This window comes from Paenibacillus arenilitoris, from assembly GCF_014705655.1.
GTDB lineage: Bacteria > Bacillota > Bacilli > Paenibacillales > Paenibacillaceae > Pristimantibacillus > Pristimantibacillus arenilitoris.
Map to the genome: position 1 here is coordinate 21,811 of NZ_JACXIY010000052.1, position 17,403 is coordinate 39,213.

Consider the following 17,403-nt stretch of genomic DNA (forward strand, 5'->3'; position numbering starts at 1 on the left):
CTTATGCCTGGCCGACCGTTTCGTCCACGATGCCAAGTTCTTCTTTAACCCAATCGTAACCTTCGTTCTCCAGACGCTCCGCCAGCTCCGGGCCGCCGGATTTGACGATGCGGCCTTGCATCATGACGTGAACGAAGTCCGGCTTGATGTAATTCAGCAAACGCTGGTAGTGCGTAATGATCAGGAAGCCGCGTTCTTCGGAACGCATCGCGTTAACGCCGTTCGAGACGATGCGGAGCGCGTCGATGTCGAGGCCGGAGTCGATCTCGTCAAGCACGACGATCTTCGGATCGAGAAGCATCATTTGCAAAATTTCGTTGCGCTTCTTCTCGCCGCCGGAGAAGCCTTCGTTCAAGTAGCGGTGAGCGAATTCCGGGTTCATCTCGAGATCTTTCATTTTTCCTTCCATCTGGCGGATGAACTTGATGAGCGAAATTTCGTTGCCTTCTTCGCGGCGGGCGTTGATCGCACTGCGCAGGAAGTCCGAGTTCGTTACGCCGGGAATTTCGCTTGGATATTGCATCGCCAGGAACAGGCCGGCGCGGGCGCGCTCGTCCACTTCCATCTCCAGCAGGTCTTCTCCGTCAAGCGTGGCCGTTCCTTCCGTCACTTCGTATTTCGGATGGCCCATCAAAGCGGAAGCGAGCGTGCTTTTGCCTGTTCCGTTCGGACCCATGATCGCGTGAATTTCCCCGCCTTTGATTTCGAGGTTGATGCCTTTCAAAATTTCTTTTCCGTCGATGGCCGCTTTCAGGCCGTCGATGACAAATTGCGTTGTCATAGTATGCCGATCCCTCCATAGTTGGTTTCATTCGCCAGTCACTTCTATAATAAACAGTCATGTCTATACAGAGTGATTCTCAATGATTCTCAATAATTATTTTAATATAGTTTTTGTTATAAATCAATGCGGGATATGGGTTTCATGCGATGTTCGCGTCCGCGGCGACCGCTTCATGAATCCAATGCCGCCTTGATTCGCCGCGCTTCCAATTGGAACGCTTCCTCGTCCAGCGCCGGAATGAAGGAGGTCGCGCGCGGCTCATCCTCCAGTTTTACCCAAGACTTGCATCCGTTATAAGCCGGGCGCATCGAAATTTCCGCCGGCTCTTCAAGCCGGTATACGCGCAGGATCAGCAAATGAAGCGGCTTCGTTTTTTTCCACTTTAGCCGTTCTTCGGCGAACTGATCGGACCATATATGAAACCCGCGCAGTTTATCCAGCGTCTCCTGGTCCGTAATTTCGATATCTTCCACGGCCTCGGCGTAAGCGTCCAGCTTGATCGTCTCCGCCTCCGGCGACCAGCCGGCCAGCGTCTCGTCGATCTCGCCTTCGTGCGCGGGCTTCAGCAGATGCTTCTTCTGGTGCTCGAACGCCGGCATCAAATAAAAGGACGGGCTGATCAGCCGGAAATCCCTCGTCTCCTCGACGATGCCTCCCTTGCGCATCACGATGATCTGCTTGCCTTCCTTCAGCGCCTTCACGCTGACGGCCCATTCCTTCAATGCGACCGGCTCGCGCCTATTTGTCTCTGTCATGCACGTATCTCCCACCCATCTCGTTTGCAGATGATTCCATTATATCAAATGTAGGTATTCCAAGGCGAAAAAATATCCATTATACTGTGTTGAGATGAATACCGGGCATTGCGCCCGGCAACCAAATACCCGGAGGTGCACGCTTTGACTGCCTATCATCCTTTAACCGAACTGGAAGCCGTTCAAATAGCAAGGACGCTCGGCCAATTTTTTCCTGAGGGCGCCGACCTGCAGTGCCGAGAGATCGGCGACGGCAACCTCAACCTCGTCTTCCATATTGCCGATGCCGCGAGCGGCAAGAGCCTGATCATGAAGCAGGCGCTTCCGTACGCCAAGGTCGTAGGGGAATCGTGGCCGCTGACGCTGGACCGCGCCCGCATCGAAAGCGAGAAGCTGCTGCTTGAGGGCAAGCTCGCCCCGGGCCTCGTGCCGGCCGTCTACCATTACGACCCTGCGCTCGCGCTTACGGTCATGGAAGATTTGAGCGATCATCTCATCATGCGACAAGGCTTGATCGCGGGCACGCGCTATCCGAAGTTCGCGGACGATATTTCCACCTTCATGGCGCGCACTTTATTTTTCACTTCCGACCTCGGAATGAATCAACAGGACAAGAAAAATTTGGTCAAAGCTTTTATCAATCCGGAATTGTGCAAAATAACGGAAGATCTTATTTTCGACGATCCGTACACGGATTCGCCCAACAACAGCTTCGCCCCCGCGATCCGCGACGCCGCCGAGGCGCTGTGGAAGGACGGAGAGCTTCATCTTGAAGTCGCCATCCTGCGCGAGAAGTTTTTGACAAGCGCTCAGGCGCTGCTGCACGGCGACCTGCACACGGGCAGCGTCTTCGCGACGCCCGCCTCGACGAAGGTCATCGATCCCGAATTCGCCTTCTACGGTCCGATCGGCTTCGACATCGGCGCGGTCATCGCGAATCTGCTGCTTAACTTCGCCGGTCAAGAGCATTGGTCCGAAGACGCGGAGAAGAGAAGCGACTTCCGCCGCTATTTGACGGATACGATCCGCGACGTGTGGCAGCTGTTCGATAAGAAATTCAGGGCGCTGTGGGAAGAGAGCTGCATCGACCGTATCGCGTCCGAGACGCCCGCCTACAAGGAATATTACATGCAGCGGCTGCTCCAGGACGCCGCCGGATTCGCAGGCTGCAAAATCGTACGCCGCATCGTCGGCCTGTCCCACGTCATCGATATCGACCGGATTCCGGACGCCGCAGCGCGGGAGAAGGCGCAGCGGCTTGCGCTGGCGATCGGTACGGCTCTTATCCGGGGCAACCGCCGGACGCAATCGATAGAGGAAGTCGTCGATATCGCGCTGTCGGCCGCCGCCAAGTAACGTCATTCGAGGAGGAACAAAGCATGTCAACAACTTACGCAGGCTTGCAATCGGTCATTTGGAACGACGGCAAACTCGATTTATTGGATCAACGGCTTCTGCCGGAGGAAATCGTCTATTTGCCGCTGACGACATCCGAGGACGTATGGGAAGCCATTCGGCATTTGAAGGTTCGCGGGGCTCCGGCCATCGGCATTTCGGCCGCATACGGCGTCGTGCTCGGCAGCAAGGACGAGCAGACGATCGAGGGTTGGCTTGAACAGGTAGACAAGCAAGCCGAATATTTGGCGACCTCAAGGCCGACCGCCGTCAATCTGTTCTGGGCGCTGGACCGGATGAAAGCGGCAGCTGCCGCGATCGCCGGCAAAGGCATGTCGCTTGAAGATAGCAAAGCCGCTCTCTTGACGGAAGCGATCGCGATCCAAAGCGAGGACGAGGAGACGAACCGGATGATCGGCGAGCACGCGCTGTCGCTGTTCAAGAACGACATGGGCGTGCTCACGCACTGCAATGCCGGCGGACTGGCGACGGCCAAATACGGCACCGCGCTGGCGCCGTTCTACCTTGCCTTGGAGCGCGGCATCACGCTTCGCGTCTATGCGGATGAAACGCGTCCGGTGCTGCAGGGCGCGCGCCTTACCGCATTCGAATTGCAGCAGGCCGGAGTCGACGTTACGCTCATCTGCGACAATATGGCCGGCATGGTCATGTCCAAAGGCTGGGTCGACGCCGTTATCGTCGGCACCGACCGCGTCGCGGCGAACGGCGACGTGGCGAACAAGATCGGGACGTACAGCGTAGCCGTTCTCGCCAAAGCGCACGGCATTCCTTTCTACGTAGCCTGTCCTCTCTCGACGATCGACTTGAATACGCCGACTGGCGCGGAGATTCCGATCGAGGAGCGCAGCGCGGAGGAGGTTACGGAAGGCTTCGGCAAACGTACCGCCCCGCAAGGCGTTAAGGTGTTCAACCCGGCGTTCGACGTTACCCCTAACGAATACGTAACGGCGATCATCACCGAGAAAGGCATCGTACAAGCTCCATTCGAAGAAAATCTGCGCAAGTTGTTCGAGTAGGTTTATCGCGCTTGCGCAGCGGACGATAGGGAAATAAATGGAATAGCCCTAATTCGGGAGTATATGGCTGAAGGAATCGGCTACTACGGATTAGGGCTTTTTTTGTCCGGCTACAGCATGAGCCGAAGCGCTTCCGAGCCTTTCATCCCGACCGTAATGCCAAGCGATTCCGCCTTGAAGGTAACGGATTCGAGCGGGGCTTCCAACAGCTCCTCCAACGTTCGCACGCCCACTGCGCGGCCGGCAATAATTTCTCGGTCTTTCAGCCTCTCGTTGAGAAGAGACACATCGAGCGCCCCGCACATGATATAACCTTTATCGGTCATAATCGCAAGCAAAGTCGTTTTGGGCAGCTTCGCTTCGACGCCGAGCACGGTTTCCCCGTTCTCCAGCGTGAAAGGGACCATTCGCATCATCAGGGATCCACCCCCTTTTTTCCGTAGATAAGAGGCATCAATCTGCAACAACATTATATGCAGCAATTAATTTGGCAGTGTGAAATAAATGCTAATTTATAGGACTACATGTACGTTGGTTTTGGTGGTATATTAGATCTATAAAAAGCGGTTCGGAGGTCCTATGAGCAAACAAACGCCGGCTTCCCAGCAAGGATCATTTATTTTTAACGTAGAGGTGCTTGTCGAAGGCAGCCATAACGCGGTCGCGCTGGAGAAGCTTATTCACGCATTAAATAACGGAGATTTCGCGGATTACCGGATCGTGTCGGGGATCAGGCTGGGCGAGCAGATCGATGACCGGAAGGCGAAGGCGGCGAGTCGGGAGTCACTCACTTTGCCGCCGCTCGAGAGAGCGCGTCAGGCCGCAAGCGCCGCGGCCAAATCCGCTCCCCCAAGTCCGTCCGCTCCTTCCGAGGCAAGCGGCTTTGAGAAAATTAAAGAGCTCATGAAGAACAACACGCTCATCCGGCTGATCGTGAACAAAGGGCTCGGCATCAAGCTGAGCATTCCTTGCCGGATTATTAACATGAGCGAAGCGGACAGCCTGATCACCGTTTACCATGTCGACGAGAAGCAGGTTTATACGTTCCGCCTGAACGAGATCGAAGATTTCTCGGCATAACAACAAAAAGGTCGACCGGCTGCGCTGCCGTTCGACCTTTTTGTTGTTATGCCGCCCCGGGGGCGAGCATTTCCTCGATATTGGCGCTCGTAACGGGCGGACTCCAGAAATAGCCCTGCATCTCGTCGCAATTGTGCTTGCGCAAAAACGCCATCTGCTCTTCGTTCTCGACGCCTTCCGCAATGACTTGAATATTCAAGTTATGCGCCATCGCGATGATTGCCGCGACGATTTCGGCATCGCTCGGGTCCTGCTGAATATCGCGCACGAACGAGCGGTCGATCTTCAGCCGGTCGATCGGAAAGTTTTTCAAATAATGAAAGGAGCTGTAGCCGGTGCCGAAATCGTCGACGCTAATATTAACGCCCAAATCCGTTAAGGCGAGCAGGCATCGAGAGACATGTCCGACATCCATCGTCATCGATTCCGTAATTTCGAGATCGAGGTACTTCGCCTCGAGTCCCGTTTTCTGAAGAACCGCCGATACCTTGCTTGCGAGATCGTCGTTCTGGACGAATTGCCGGATCGACAGGTTAACCGATACCGGAATCGGCGGCAGACCGGCATCCTGCCACGCCTTGTTCTGCCGGCAAGCCTCCTCCAGCACCCAATCGCCGATTTGGACGATCATGCCGCTCTCCTCCGCTAACGGAATAAAGCTTCCCGGCGGAATCATGCCCCTCAGCGGATGATTCCATCGCACGAGCGCTTCGACGCCGACCATTGCGCCGGAGTCCAGATCGTATTGCGGTTGATAATGAAGAATAAATTCATTGCGCTGGATCGCCCGGTACATTTCGTGCTGCAGCGTCAGCCGTTCAAGCGACGAGTTGCTCCAGCTTTCCGAGTAGAGCAGGCAATCGTTCTTCCCGCTTTCCTTAACCTTAACGAGCGCCATGTCGGCCTTCTTGATTAACGTGTAGCCGTCGTCTTCCTCGATTCGGTTCGTGACGGACCCGATGCTCGCCGTAATGTGCAGCGGGAAGCCTCTTAATTCGTAAGGCTCTTCGATCGCCTTCAGCAGCCGGCGAGACAAGCCAAGCAAATGCTCCTCCGAGCTCAAGCTGCCATAAAGCAAAGCGAACTCGTCGCCCTCCATGCGCGCCGCAAAATCATTGTCCGTCAAGTCCCGGTTAATTCGCTCGGCCACCTGCATAAGGAGCATATCGCCGAACTCTCTGCCGAACGATGCGTTGACCAGCTTGAACCGGTCCAAATCCAAGTAGCAAATGCCGACGACGCGGCCTTCCTCTTTGGCTCTTGCCAGCGTCTCCGTCAGCTTCATTTGGAATAACGTCCGGTTCGGCAAACCCGTCATGTCGTCATAATATGCCATGTAACGGATCCGCTCGACGTTCCGCTTCCGGTCGCTGAGGTCCTGGCTTATGAGGATGGAGCCGATAACCTCCCCGTCCCGAAGCATCGGGGCGCTGACGACGTGCAGCTCGAGCGGAAAGCCCGAACGGTGCGTAATGTGAATATTCGTCTGCTTCGTTTCGCCGAGCATCGTCTGCTCAAGCGTCTCGCGGAGCAATGGCCGGCTCCCGGGATCGGCGACCCGCGTAATCGGCTCGCCGACCAGCTCCGAGCGCTGATAGCCGAGCGTGCGGCTGGACGCTTCGTTCGTTTCCAATACGACGCCTCTCGCGTCAAGGACGGCAATCGGGACCGCCTCGGAACGAAGCAGCGTCTCGACGACGGGAGCGTAATAGGATTGAAAGCCTATCGGCTGATGGCGCTTTATGTATACGATGATCGCGGCAACGATTAACGACGCGGCAATGGCGGCGGCCGTCCACTTGTACATCGGATTAGCAATGAATAGAAAAGAAATGCCGATCCAGACCGCCGCCAGCCCCGCGAGCAGCAGGCTGACGAACGATGGTCCGTCGAACGGCCGCTTCGGCAGCTGCCGCTTCTCATGCTTAGGCACACCATCCATCCGATTCGTCACGCACCAACGTCCTTCCTCTGTTCGAGATCAGTGTGTTTTTGCTTCATTATAAACGATGCAGCCGTTTCGGTATAGAAATATTTACTATAACTTATTTCATTTTCGTTACATAACACCGAAATTTGTCGGTCAAACTTTTAGTACGGATCGCTTCGTTCTAACGAGACGCTTTCTTGAATGAGGCCGCGATGACGCAACCCCAGCCGGCCAGCATGAGTACGCCTCCGATCGGCGTAATCGCTCCGAGGAAGCCTTTACCGCTCAGCGCCAGCACGTATAGGCTTCCGCTGAAGATGACCATGCCCGCAAGAATAAGGCGGCCTCCGTTCAACACAAGCTTGCTCTCGCCGATTTGCTTGGCGAGCAGGGCGATCAGCATAAGTCCGAGCGCGCTGTACATATGATAGCGGACCCCCGTTTCGAATACATCCAAGTAATGTTCGCTGATCCTCTCTTCCAGTCCGTGCGCCCCGAATGCTCCGAGGGCGATGGCGAGAAGAGCGCCAGCGGCGCCGATGCCGAAATATTTTGGAAACATGTGGTTTTCATTCCTTTCGCATTTGTGTATAATTTTACCGTACTATGCCTAATCGGCTTGCCGTTTAAAGGAGACGATCATAATGGATAACGACCGTAAAGACCCTATCGAATTTCAGAAAGAACAACCCGCCGGATCGGAACATGGCCAAGACCATCCGTATCCGAATGATCCTTACGCGGCCAGGCCGGTCTTCTCAAGCCCGATTCCGCCGCAGGAAGCCCCAATGAAGCAATCGGGCCTCGGCATCGCTTCGTTTGTTCTTGCTTTGATCTCGCTCGTGCTGCTTATCGTCGCTTTCGTATTCGGATCGATGTTCGCGGATCAGATCGTGAACGGAGACCTTGCCCTGGCCGACCCGAACGACACGGCCGCTTTCCAGCAATCGCTCGAAGCGCTCGGCGGGGACGTGCTGGTGCCGGTTATGCTGGCCGGACTTTCCGTTCTCGCGGCGGTCGGCATATCCTTCATCGGACTTATCCTCGGCATCATCGGCGCTTTCTCCAAAAACCGCAAGAAAGTATTCGGCGTCATCGGCATCGTTCTGAACGCCATTCTTGTCGTCGGCGCGATTCTGCTCTTTGTCCTCAGCCTGGCGCTCGGCGCCGCGGGCGTTGCCTAAGAAGTCGCAACAGCGCGGCTCGAGTCTGCTCCAAGCGTCCTTCCGGACGTTTGGAGCAGACTTTTTTATGTACCGCACGCCGGATTTATTTCAGCGTCATTCGCGTTCGGCTGAACCCTTCCTTCGTCTTGTTCACTTCCAGGCAGGCCGGGAACGCGTCCTTCAGCTCCTGCACGTGCGATATGACCCCGATCATCCTGCCGGCCTTCTGCAAGTCGACGAGCGCCGCGATCGCTTTCTGAAGCGACTCTTCGTCGAGCGAGCCGAATCCTTCGTCGATGAACATCATCTCGATCGAGACGCCGCCCTGATGCGACTGGATGACATCGGTCATGCCGAGCGCCAGGCACAGAGAGGCGTTAAACTTCTCGCCACCGGACAGCGTCTTCACATCGCGGTTCTGGCCGGTATAAGCGTCGTACACGTCAAGCCCCAGCCCGCTCTGCTTGCCGCGGGTTTCGAGGCGGTCGCTGCGCTGCAGCTCGAATTGACCGTTCGACAGCCCCTTCAGCCGCTCGTTGGCAGCATACAGGATATGCTCCAAAAATTCAATGAGAATGTAACGCTCGAACGATATTTTCAAGGCGTTATCGCCCTTAAGCATTTGATAGACGTCCATCACTTCTTCCAGCATGGCCTCCAGCGCCCTCACCCGCCCGCTCGCCTCCGCGATCGATGCGGACAGCCGCTGCGCCTCGCGGCCGATCCGAAGCGCCGATTCCGCGTCCTTGATCGCCTGCTCCAGCCGCCGCTTCAAATCGGCAAGCCGCTCCTGCAGCCCGGCGATATCGATTCGCGGCTTGCCGTCAAGCTCCTGCCGGAGCTCCGCAAGCTGCCGCTCGAGCAGCGCCGCCGCCTGGCGGTAGCTATCCAGCTCCGTCCGAACCGCTTCCCGGTCGGGCGCGGCCATGGCCGCTTCGCGATAGTGACCGGCATCGTCGAACCCTGCCTTGAGCAGCTCCTCCCGCTGCCGCTCCTGCGCCGCGACGAGGCTGCTCTCCGCTTCGACGAGCTGCTGCGCCGCTTGCTCCGCGTAAGCCTTCTGCTCCGCGAGCTTCGTCGATGCCGCCTGCAGCCGCTCCTGCGCGAGCTTCCAAGCCGCGTTCAGTCGGTCCGCCAACGCTCGCTGCTCGGCCAGCTTGGCTTCAAGCCGCTCGCTTGTCCGGAGCTGCTCCGGAATACGGTCCAGCTCCTGCTGCAGCGCCGATTGCCGGGTCGTCCGGTCGATCACCAGCCGTTGCTGCTGCTGCTGCCGCCGTTCCCGCTCGGCCAGCTGCTTCTCCAGCAGCTGCTCCAGCCCCTCGGCCTCGCTTCGCATGTCCGGCAGCTGCTGAACTTTGGCCTGCAGCCTGTCGGTCTCCTCCTTAAGCTGCCGCCATTGCTGCAGCAGCATTCCCCGCTGCTCTTCCGGATTCCGGGCTTGCACGCCGTATTCAGCCAGCTCCTTCGCGCCTTCCTCGCGCGCCGCTAGCGCCGCCGCCGCTTGCGCGCTTGCTTCCGCAAGCTCGCGCTCCGCCGCGCCCAGCTGCTCCTTAGACTGCTGCAGACGCTCCCGCGAAGGGACGTCCGCGGCCGGCTCCGCCTTCGCGGGATGGCTCTCGCTCCCGCATACCGGGCACGGCTTGCCGTCGTGAAGATGGGCGGCGAGCATCGAGGCCTGTCCCTCGATCCAAGCCGTCTCCAGCCGTTCGTGCTCGAGTCTCGCCTGCTCCATGGACTGCCTGAACGCCGTTTCAAGCTGCGCGATACGCGCCAGCTCCTTCTCGATATCCGCAAGCCGTTTCAACTGCTTTCCCTGCTGCTCGATCTGTCGTAGCCGGTCCAGCTTGCCGGCCAGCGGCACCGTCTCCGATTCCGTCTCCTTGATCCGGATGCCGAGCGCCTGCTTCGCTTCGCGGAGCCTTGCAAGCTCCGTCTCGCAAGCCGCCAGCTTGGCCCCGCAGCCCTGCTCCTCCTTGAGCAGCGTCTCGACCTCCTGCCGCTGCCGGGCAAGCGCGCGCACGGCCGGCGCAAGCTCCGTGAGCCTGTGCAGCTCCTGTTCGGCTTGGCGCCGCTCCCCTTCGCGCAGCTCTTCCGTGCGGAATTGCTCCGCTGCGAGGGCTGACGCGCGATCGGCGGCTTCCAAGCTTTCTTGCCTTATCGCGAGACGGCTTCGCTTCGCCTCCGCGTCCGCCTTCGCCCGCTCCGCCTGTTCCTCGTACGGCTCCAGACGCGCGGCGCGATCGGCCAGCGCCAGCCGCCGCTCCTTGGTCTCGTACTCCTCCTTCCGGGCATCGAGCTGCTCATACTGGCTCTGCTTCCGCTCCAGTTCATCATGCTTGGCGTTCAAGGCAATCGCTTCCCTCAGGCGATTCTCGCCGAGCTCGAGCTCGGCGGCCATTTCGCCTTTTCGCCGTTCGGAAGCGGCCGCCAGGCTGCCGTAATGCGCCAGCTCTTCCTCCAGCGCTTCCAGCACCTGCGCCGCACTATACGCCTCCTGCCGGAACGTGCGGGCAAGGCCGCCGTCCTCGCGCACCGGCAGCGCCTCCCGCGCCTGCTTCATATAGGCGGACTCCGTCGCGCGCTCATCCTTCAGCAGGTCGTGGAGCTCCCTGTTCTTTTGCTGAAAGCGACTCTCCAGCCGTTCATACAGCTCCGTGCGAAAAATTTTGCGCAAAATTTCTTCCTTATTATCGGTATCGGACGTTAGCAGCTTGCGGAATTCCCCCTGCGGCAGCATGACGATCTGGCTGAACTGATCCTTCGTCAGCCCGATGATCGCCTCCAGCTTCGCGTTGACGTCCGATACGGCAAACCGGTCCACGGCCGGAACGGCTTCGCCGTCCGTCGTTTCGTACAGCTCCGCCTTGCCGCCGGTCTCGCTTTTGTTGCCTCCCTTCCGATGCGGCATTTGGCGCATCACCAGGAAGCTTCTGCGTCCTACCGCGAATTCGAACGAAACGGCAGTATGGGTGTCCTCTTCGGCAAAATGGCTGCGCAGCATCCTCGGATCCGAACGGTCCTCGCCGCTTGCCGATCCGTAGATCGCGAAGCAGATCGCGTCGAAAATCGACGTCTTCCCCGCGCCCGTATTTCCCGAAATGACAAATAGACGACGATCCTCCAATTGTCCGAAATCGATCGTCTCCGTATCGCGATACGGTCCGAAAGCGGTCATCGTCAGCTTCAGCGGTCTCATACGGCGCCTCCTTCCTCGCGAAGCAGTCCGAAGTACGTCTCCGCGAACAGCCGTTTCTTCGCCTCTTCCAGCGGCTGCCCCTTCACTTCCCGGTAGAAGGCGGCGAACAGCTCGATCGGATCGGCTTCCCGCCTACCCTGCCCGCTCGCCTTCCCTTCAGACGGATTGCCGCCCCCTCCGGCATGGACGGCCCTTCTATCTACGTGAAGGGCGTTCGGATAGACCGTACGCACCTTCTCCATCGGGAACAACACCGGGTTGTCGTTCAGCAGCGTGACGAATACGTAATCCTCGCTGAGCGGATGCTTCTCGAGCTCCTCCAGCGGAGCCTCGACCCGCCTCATGTCGCGCAGCGGCTTCAGCTCGCGCTTCTCGACCTTCACTTCTCCCGCGGCGCCAAGCTCGACCGCGAGATAGCCCTTTGCGTGCTTCTCCTCGGAAATCGAATATTTGAGCGGGGAACCCGCGTACCGGATCGATTGGCTCCGGACAAAATGCGCCTGGTGCAGGTGGCCCAGCGCCGTATAATGGAAAGGCTCGAAATGCACGGCGCTGACATGCTCCGCTCCGCCTATGGCGAGCGGTCTTTCGGAATCGCTCGTGTTGCTCTCCGGCTCCCCCGCAGGCGTAACGAAGGCATGTCCGACAAGCACGTGCCTGGCGGCCGGATCGAGCGAGGACGACAGCTTCGCGATCAACGCGCGCATCGCGTCGTCGTGCGTACGGATCGACTCATCGCCAATCGCATAGCGGACGGCGGCCGGATCCGCGTAAGGAATAAGGTGAAAATGCACCTCGCCGAACGCGTCGCGCAGCACGACCGGCTTCAGCTCCTCTCTCAGCTGGCCGGCCAAATACAAGCCGCGGCTCTCCATTAACTTCGTTCCGAAATTGATCCGGTCGGGGCTGTCATGGTTGCCCGCTATCGCCAGCACCGGCGTGTTCAGCTCCAGGACGATTCGTCCGAGCAGCTCGTCCAGCAGCTCGACCGCTTCGGTCGGCGGCACCGCCCTGTCGTAGAGGTCTCCGGCTATGATGACGGCGTCCGGCTTCTCCTCCTCTACGGCCTGCAAGAGCTGCCTCAGCACGTAGCGCTGATCTTCCGTCATATAGACGCCTTGAACCAGCTTGCCGAGATGCCAGTCCGCCGTATGGAACAACTTCATTCGATCGATCATCCTTTCCCCATCGGCCGGCATGCGGCCGCAACATCATGACTCTATTCTACCATTCGTTCGGCCGCAGCGCATAGAGCAGACGTTCGTCCTAATTTGCGTTGTTGCGCTCGACCGCTAATCGCGTTAAAGTTAAGAGCGACTATAAGGAAACGGTTATACTGCTATCGGAGGTTTATGATCGGTGTCTCGTATTTTGAACGGCTTATCCAAAAATTACGTCCTGCTGTTGATCGTCGTATTCGGCGGCTTCCTCATCTTCGGCTTCTCGGAAAACATTAAAGGCCCCGCCCTTCCCCGCATGCAGGCGGAGCTGTCGCTTGACGAGCTTCAGGTCGGCGTGCTGCTCGCCTTCAATTCGCTCGGATACCTGCTTGCCTGCAGCTTTACCGGCTGGCTGGCGCGCAAAGCCGGCCTCAAGCTTACGACCGCGCTCGCCTTCGTCTCCATGGCGCTCTCGGGCGTATGCATGTTCTTTGCGGCCAACTATGCCGCGCTCTCCGGCGCTTATTTTCTTATGTATATCGGCAACGGGATATTGGAGATTGCGCTTGCGATACTGGCTGCGCGCATCTTCGTCAAGAACACCGGCGCGATGATGAATCTCGCCCATTTCTTCTACGGGCTTAGCTCCACCTTCGCGCCGCTCATCGCCGCTTCCTTGATGGGCGTCCAACTGCAAGGCTCCGAGCTCGGCTGGCGCGGCATGTATATGCTGATGCTCGCTTTGTCCGTCCTGCCGCTTCTGCCGGGCTTATTCGCCCGCTATTCGGGAGAGGAAGAGTCGCAAGGCGAGCGCAAATCGCTAAAGGACTTCGTCCGCGATCCGGTCGCGTGGCTCATCGTCATCGTGCTGTCGTTCGGCGTCGTTTCGGAGCTTGCCGTAGGCGGCTGGCTCGTCAATTTTCTGGAGAAAGCGTACGGCTGGAGCGGCGACGCCGCGGCCCGCATGCTGTCCGCCTTCTTCTTCTGCTTCATGCTGGCTCGGCTGCTCCTCGGCCCCGTCACGGACAAAATCGGCTATACGATGTCGCTCATTCTTCTCTCGGCCTTCTCCGGCCTATGCTCGATCGCAGCGGTCATCATCGGCGAGCCCGGCGCGTTTCTGTTCGCGCTCGCGGGCGTCGGCATCGCGCCGATCTACCCGACCGTCATGGCTTTGCTCGCCAGGAGGTACGCCAGCAGCGCGGATACGGCCATTACGTTCACCGTCACGCTGATGGGCATCGCCAGCGTCATCGGCAACTTCGCGATCGGCGCCGTCACGGACGGGATCAAGCACCTGTTCGCCGGCGGAGGAGGGATGGAGTCGGACGGTCTCATCGCGGGGCTTTCGGCCGGCTATCTGTTCATCGGAGCCTGCGCGCTGCTCTGTTCGGCGGCCTCCGTCATCCTGTACGCGATGTTGAAACGAAGAAACGCGGTGCTGTGACAGACTGCTCCAAATGCGTCGTTCAGACAGTCGACCTCTCCGGTAGATTGCTAGAATGGACGCATTTTCTTTCACATAACCGCTCGGCTCTTGAATATATTGAATAACAACCAAATAATCATGACTAACGTTAAGGAATGAGGTGAGGGAAATGGATTCCGAAAAGTTGTTTATTGTATCCCGGGAGGATTGGTCGCTTCACCGCAAAGGCTACGAGGATCAAGCCAGACACCAGGAAAAGGTACAGGAAGCAATTAAGCAAAACCTTCCCGATCTGGTTTCCGACGAGAGCATCGTCCTATCCGACGGGCGTCGTACGATCAAAGTGCCGATCAAAAGCCTTGACGAGTCTCACTTTATCTATAATTACAACAAGAAGCAGCACGTAGGACAAGGGGACGGAGATTCGCAGGTCGGCGACGTGCTGGGCGTTGATCCGCAAGCCGCCAAAGGACCGGGCAAAGGGCAGGATGCCGGCGATCAGCCGGGCGAAGATGTCGTCGATACCGAGATCGACATCGACCAGCTCGAGGATATGCTGTTCGAGGAGCTCGAGCTCCCGAACTTGGAGCAGAAGCAGAAGGATCAGATGCAAACGACGGAAATCGTATTTCACGAAATTCGCAAAAAAGGCATCATGTCCAACATCGACAAAAAACGGACGCTTATGGAAAATTTGCGCCGCAACGCGAATGCCGGCAAAGCCGGTATCGGCGGCATCTCTCCGGACGATCTTCGCTACAAAACATGGAACGAAGTCATTAGGCCGCAATCCAATGCCGTTATTCTCGCGCTCATGGATACGTCCGGAAGCATGGGCTCGTTCGAGAAATACTGCGCTCGCAGCTTCTTCTTCTGGATGACCAGGTTTTTGCGCCGCAAATACGAGCATGTCGAAATCGTGTTCATCGCCCATCATACCGAGGCCAAGGAAGTGACGGAAGAAGAGTTTTTCAATCGAGGCGAAAGCGGCGGCACGATCTGCTCTTCCGCTTACCAGAAAGCGCTGGAAGTCATTGATTCGCGCTACCCGACCGCGAGCTGGAACATCTATCCGTTCCACTTCTCGGACGGCGACAATTTGACTTCGGATAACGAGCGCTGCGTGAAGCTGATCGGCCAACTGATGGAGCGGAGCAACATGTTCGGTTACGGAGAAGTTAACCAGTACAACCGGAGCAGCACGCTTATGTCGGCTTACAAGCATATAAACCACAAAAAATTCATTTATTCGGTCATTAAGGAGAAAGGCGAAGTTTATAAAGCGCTTAAAACGTTTTTCTCCAAAAAAGCGGTAGGCTCTTAACTAAAAATCCCGTCCGGCTTCGCTCCATGCGCCCGGGCGGGATTTTTTCTCGTCTTGCCGATCGTTATTCCGTAACGCTGCCGCCCTGTCCGGCGAGCTCGTCCAAGCTTTTAAACTCGTAGCCTTGGCGGCGCGCCTCATCGATCATGCTGCCCAAAGCTTCCGTATTGTCCTTCGATACCGAATGGAGCAAAATGATCGCGCCCGGATGGAGCTGCTTCATGACTTGGTCGTAAGCATAGCGCGCTCCTCGCTGCGCATTGACGTCCCAGTCTTTATAGGCAATGGACCAGAACACGTTCGTATACCCGAACCGCTTGCTTGCCGCCAATACCCTTTCGTTAAAAATCCCGCGCGGCGGCCGCAAATACTTCATCTCCCTCTGCCCGGTCAACTGCTGCACATGCTCCTTGACCTTATCGAGCTCGGCCTTGATTTGCTCTTCGGACAGCTGCGACATATCGGGATGGCTCCACGAATGGTTCCCGACGATATGGCCCTCCGCCGCCATGCGCTTGATTAACTCCGCTTGATCCTTCACGTAATGACCGGTGACAAAAAAGGCGGCCGGCGCTTTTTTCTCCTTCAGCACGTCCAATATTTTCGAGGTATACCCGTTCTCATAGCCGTTGTCAAACGTCAGAAAAAGCTCCTTCTTGCTTGTGTCGCCAAGGAACAATGCACCATGCTTCGTTACGATGCCCTTGAACCCTTCTTCGTCGATGGAAGGCAGCTGGCCGTTAACGCTCTTCTTGAATCCGAAGTGATACGCGCCCGGCCCCTCGGCCCGCGCGGCCGCCGGAGCCATAATGCTGCATAAGAGGACGGTCAGCGCAATGAATCGAATGCCAAGCTTCACCATAGTTGCACTCCCTTCTCATGTTGTTCGGCGTAACTATCGTTCCCTGATTCGGAAAGTTCTACTCCATAAAAAAACCGCCTGCTTCTTCTGTCCTTTGAACAGCAAAGCAAACGGTTTATCGTCGTTTGTTTAATGATGGTCGGGACGACACGATTTGAACATGCGACCCCCTGGTCCCAAACCAGGTGCTCTACCAAGCTGAGCTACGTCCCGAGATGATGTGGTGCCGTCGAGAGGACTTGAACCCCCAACCTACTGATTACAAGTCAGTTGCTCTACCAATTGAGCTACAACGGCATCTAAACTACGCTTTGGTTCATGAATACGGATTGCATTCCGAATAGCCATTCAAGCTTGCTTGCGAAAAGAATGGTGCCGTCGAGAGGACTTGAACCCCCAACCTACTGATTACGATTCAGTTGCTCTACCAATTGAGCTACGGCGGCATATAAACTGCGGATCGATTCATGAATACGGAATGCATTGCGAATAGCCATTCAAGCTTGCTTCCTAAAAGAATGGTGCCGTCGAGAGGACTTGAACCCCCAACCTACTGATTACGATTCAGTTGCTCTACCAATTGAGCTACGGCGGCACGGTACGGCTTGATCTTCATGCAAGCAATTTGGTTGCGGGGGCAGGATTTGAACCTGCGGCCTTCGGGTTATGAGCCCGACGAGCTACCGAGCTGCTCCACCCCGCGTCGTTATAAAAATTGGTGACCCGTAGGGGATTCGAACCCCTGTTACCTCCGTGAAAGGGAGGTGTCTTAACCCCTTGACCAACGGGCCATATGTAAAAGTCGAACGGAGAAGGAGGGATTCGAACCCTCGCACCGCTTACGCAGTCTAACCCCTTAGCAGAGGGTCCCCTTGAGCCACTTGGGTACTTCTCCATGAGATGGCTCCCCGAACAGGACTCGAACCTGTGACAACTCGATTAACAGTCGAGTGCTCTACCAACTGAGCTATCAGGGAAAATATGGTGGGCCCTAGTGGACTCGAACCACCGACCTCACCCTTATCAGGGGTGCGCTCTAACCAGCTGAGCTAAGGGCCCTGAGCATCATCGAAAAGCCTTTATTTGATCTGCATATTAAGCAGAAGAAGGCATTGCGCCCTGAAAACTGGATACGAAAGATGATCTGTAGAGCCTTTAGTTTGTTTTTGGGGCCCCCGCAAAGTATTAGGAATACTCCTCGAAGCCTAAGCTTCACTTTGTGGGGTACATAAGCATATGCTTACGATGCCAGATTTTCCTGTCGGAAAACTTGTAGGATAAGCCC

General features: G+C 57.1%; 14 protein-coding genes and 9 tRNA genes. 6 read left to right on the forward strand and 17 right to left on the reverse strand.

Annotated elements, in window-relative coordinates:
• Position 1 precedes the first annotated feature (1 nt).
• Both sufC and IDH41_RS28760 read right to left on the reverse strand, forming a co-directional pair.
• Positions 2-781 (reverse strand): Fe-S cluster assembly ATPase SufC, encoded by a 780-nt coding sequence (gene sufC / locus IDH41_RS28755; RefSeq protein ID WP_190867387.1) that lies wholly within the window; start codon positions 779-781, stop codon positions 2-4.
• A 173-nt stretch (positions 782-954) separates the two neighbouring features.
• Entirely contained in the window at positions 955-1,539 is a 585-nt protein-coding gene (locus IDH41_RS28760) for a DUF1802 family protein (RefSeq protein ID WP_190867389.1), read from the reverse strand.
• Between the two features lie 144 nt (positions 1,540-1,683).
• Here IDH41_RS28760 and mtnK point away from each other — a divergent pair, with 144 nt between their 5' ends.
• Together mtnK and mtnA are read left to right on the forward strand one after the other, a co-directional pair.
• Positions 1,684-2,895, forward strand: a complete 1,212-nt coding sequence (mtnK, locus tag IDH41_RS28765; RefSeq protein ID WP_190867390.1) for an S-methyl-5-thioribose kinase — start codon at positions 1,684-1,686, stop codon at positions 2,893-2,895.
• A 23-nt stretch (positions 2,896-2,918) separates the two neighbouring features.
• Positions 2,919-3,971, forward strand: a complete 1,053-nt coding sequence (mtnA, locus tag IDH41_RS28770) for an S-methyl-5-thioribose-1-phosphate isomerase (protein WP_190867392.1) — start codon at positions 2,919-2,921, stop codon at positions 3,969-3,971.
• A gap of 110 nt (positions 3,972-4,081) precedes the next feature.
• Here mtnA and IDH41_RS28775 read toward each other — a convergent pair whose 3' ends face one another.
• Positions 4,082-4,387 (reverse strand): YunC family protein, encoded by a 306-nt coding sequence (locus tag IDH41_RS28775; protein ID WP_190867394.1) that lies wholly within the window; start codon positions 4,385-4,387, stop codon positions 4,082-4,084.
• Between the two features lie 163 nt (positions 4,388-4,550).
• Here IDH41_RS28775 and IDH41_RS28780 point away from each other — a divergent pair, with 163 nt between their 5' ends.
• On the forward strand, positions 4,551-5,051 hold the full coding sequence (locus IDH41_RS28780) for a hypothetical protein (RefSeq protein ID WP_190867396.1): 501 nt from the start codon (positions 4,551-4,553) through the stop codon (positions 5,049-5,051).
• 46 nt (positions 5,052-5,097) lie between these two features.
• Here IDH41_RS28780 and IDH41_RS28785 read toward each other — a convergent pair whose 3' ends face one another.
• Complete coding sequence (locus IDH41_RS28785) at positions 5,098-7,005, reverse strand: putative bifunctional diguanylate cyclase/phosphodiesterase (RefSeq protein WP_317890836.1); 1,908 nt, start codon at positions 7,003-7,005, stop codon at positions 5,098-5,100.
• Between the two features lie 157 nt (positions 7,006-7,162).
• Complete coding sequence (locus IDH41_RS28790) at positions 7,163-7,543, reverse strand: DUF423 domain-containing protein (RefSeq protein WP_190867397.1); 381 nt, start codon at positions 7,541-7,543, stop codon at positions 7,163-7,165.
• Positions 7,544-7,625: 82 nt separating this feature from the next.
• Between IDH41_RS28790 and IDH41_RS28795 the strand changes: the two genes are divergently transcribed.
• Entirely contained in the window at positions 7,626-8,165 is a 540-nt protein-coding gene (locus IDH41_RS28795) for a hypothetical protein (protein WP_190867399.1), read from the forward strand.
• Positions 8,166-8,250: 85 nt separating this feature from the next.
• Here the strand turns inward: IDH41_RS28795 and IDH41_RS28800 are convergent, their stop codons facing one another.
• Together IDH41_RS28800 and IDH41_RS28805 are read right to left on the reverse strand one after the other, a co-directional pair.
• Entirely contained in the window at positions 8,251-11,343 is a 3,093-nt protein-coding gene (locus tag IDH41_RS28800; RefSeq protein WP_190867401.1) for an SbcC/MukB-like Walker B domain-containing protein, read from the reverse strand.
• A complete protein-coding gene (locus tag IDH41_RS28805; protein WP_190867403.1) occupies positions 11,340-12,509 on the reverse strand; it encodes an exonuclease SbcCD subunit D in 1,170 nt (389 codons plus the stop codon). The genes IDH41_RS28800 and IDH41_RS28805 overlap by 4 nt, the downstream gene beginning before the upstream one ends.
• A 193-nt stretch (positions 12,510-12,702) precedes the next feature.
• On the opposite strand from IDH41_RS28805, the gene IDH41_RS28810 reads away from it, so the two are divergent.
• Both IDH41_RS28810 and yhbH read left to right on the forward strand, forming a co-directional pair.
• Positions 12,703-13,950 carry an MFS transporter gene (locus IDH41_RS28810; RefSeq protein WP_190867405.1) on the forward strand — a complete coding sequence of 416 codons (1,248 nt, stop codon included), beginning with the start codon at positions 12,703-12,705 and terminating at the stop codon, positions 13,948-13,950.
• 151 nt (positions 13,951-14,101) lie between these two features.
• Positions 14,102-15,256: a sporulation protein YhbH gene (gene yhbH, locus IDH41_RS28815; RefSeq protein ID WP_190867407.1), complete on the forward strand. Its 1,155-nt coding sequence runs from the start codon at positions 14,102-14,104 to the stop codon at positions 15,254-15,256.
• Positions 15,257-15,320: 64 nt separating this feature from the next.
• On the opposite strand, the gene pdaA is transcribed toward yhbH, so the two are convergent.
• The 10 genes from pdaA to IDH41_RS28865 form a co-directional block, all read right to left on the reverse strand.
• Positions 15,321-16,064: a delta-lactam-biosynthetic de-N-acetylase gene (pdaA, locus tag IDH41_RS28820; RefSeq protein ID WP_223830156.1), complete on the reverse strand. Its 744-nt coding sequence runs from the start codon at positions 16,062-16,064 to the stop codon at positions 15,321-15,323.
• Between the two features lie 190 nt (positions 16,065-16,254).
• Positions 16,255-16,331 (reverse strand) — tRNA-Pro (locus IDH41_RS28825).
• An 8-nt stretch (positions 16,332-16,339) separates the two neighbouring features.
• Positions 16,340-16,415 (reverse strand) — tRNA-Thr (locus tag IDH41_RS28830).
• Between the two features lie 73 nt (positions 16,416-16,488).
• Positions 16,489-16,564: transfer RNA gene (locus tag IDH41_RS28835), tRNA-Thr, on the reverse strand.
• A 73-nt stretch (positions 16,565-16,637) separates the two neighbouring features.
• Positions 16,638-16,713: transfer RNA gene (locus tag IDH41_RS28840), tRNA-Thr, on the reverse strand.
• Between the two features lie 31 nt (positions 16,714-16,744).
• Positions 16,745-16,821 (reverse strand) — tRNA-Met (locus tag IDH41_RS28845).
• 13 nt (positions 16,822-16,834) lie between these two features.
• Positions 16,835-16,909 (reverse strand) — tRNA-Glu (locus IDH41_RS28850).
• Between the two features lie 16 nt (positions 16,910-16,925).
• Positions 16,926-17,013: transfer RNA gene (locus IDH41_RS28855), tRNA-Ser, on the reverse strand.
• Between the two features lie 6 nt (positions 17,014-17,019).
• A tRNA-Asn gene (locus tag IDH41_RS28860) sits at positions 17,020-17,095 on the reverse strand.
• Between the two features lie 5 nt (positions 17,096-17,100).
• Positions 17,101-17,177: transfer RNA gene (locus IDH41_RS28865), tRNA-Ile, on the reverse strand.
• Positions 17,178-17,403 lie beyond the last annotated feature (226 nt).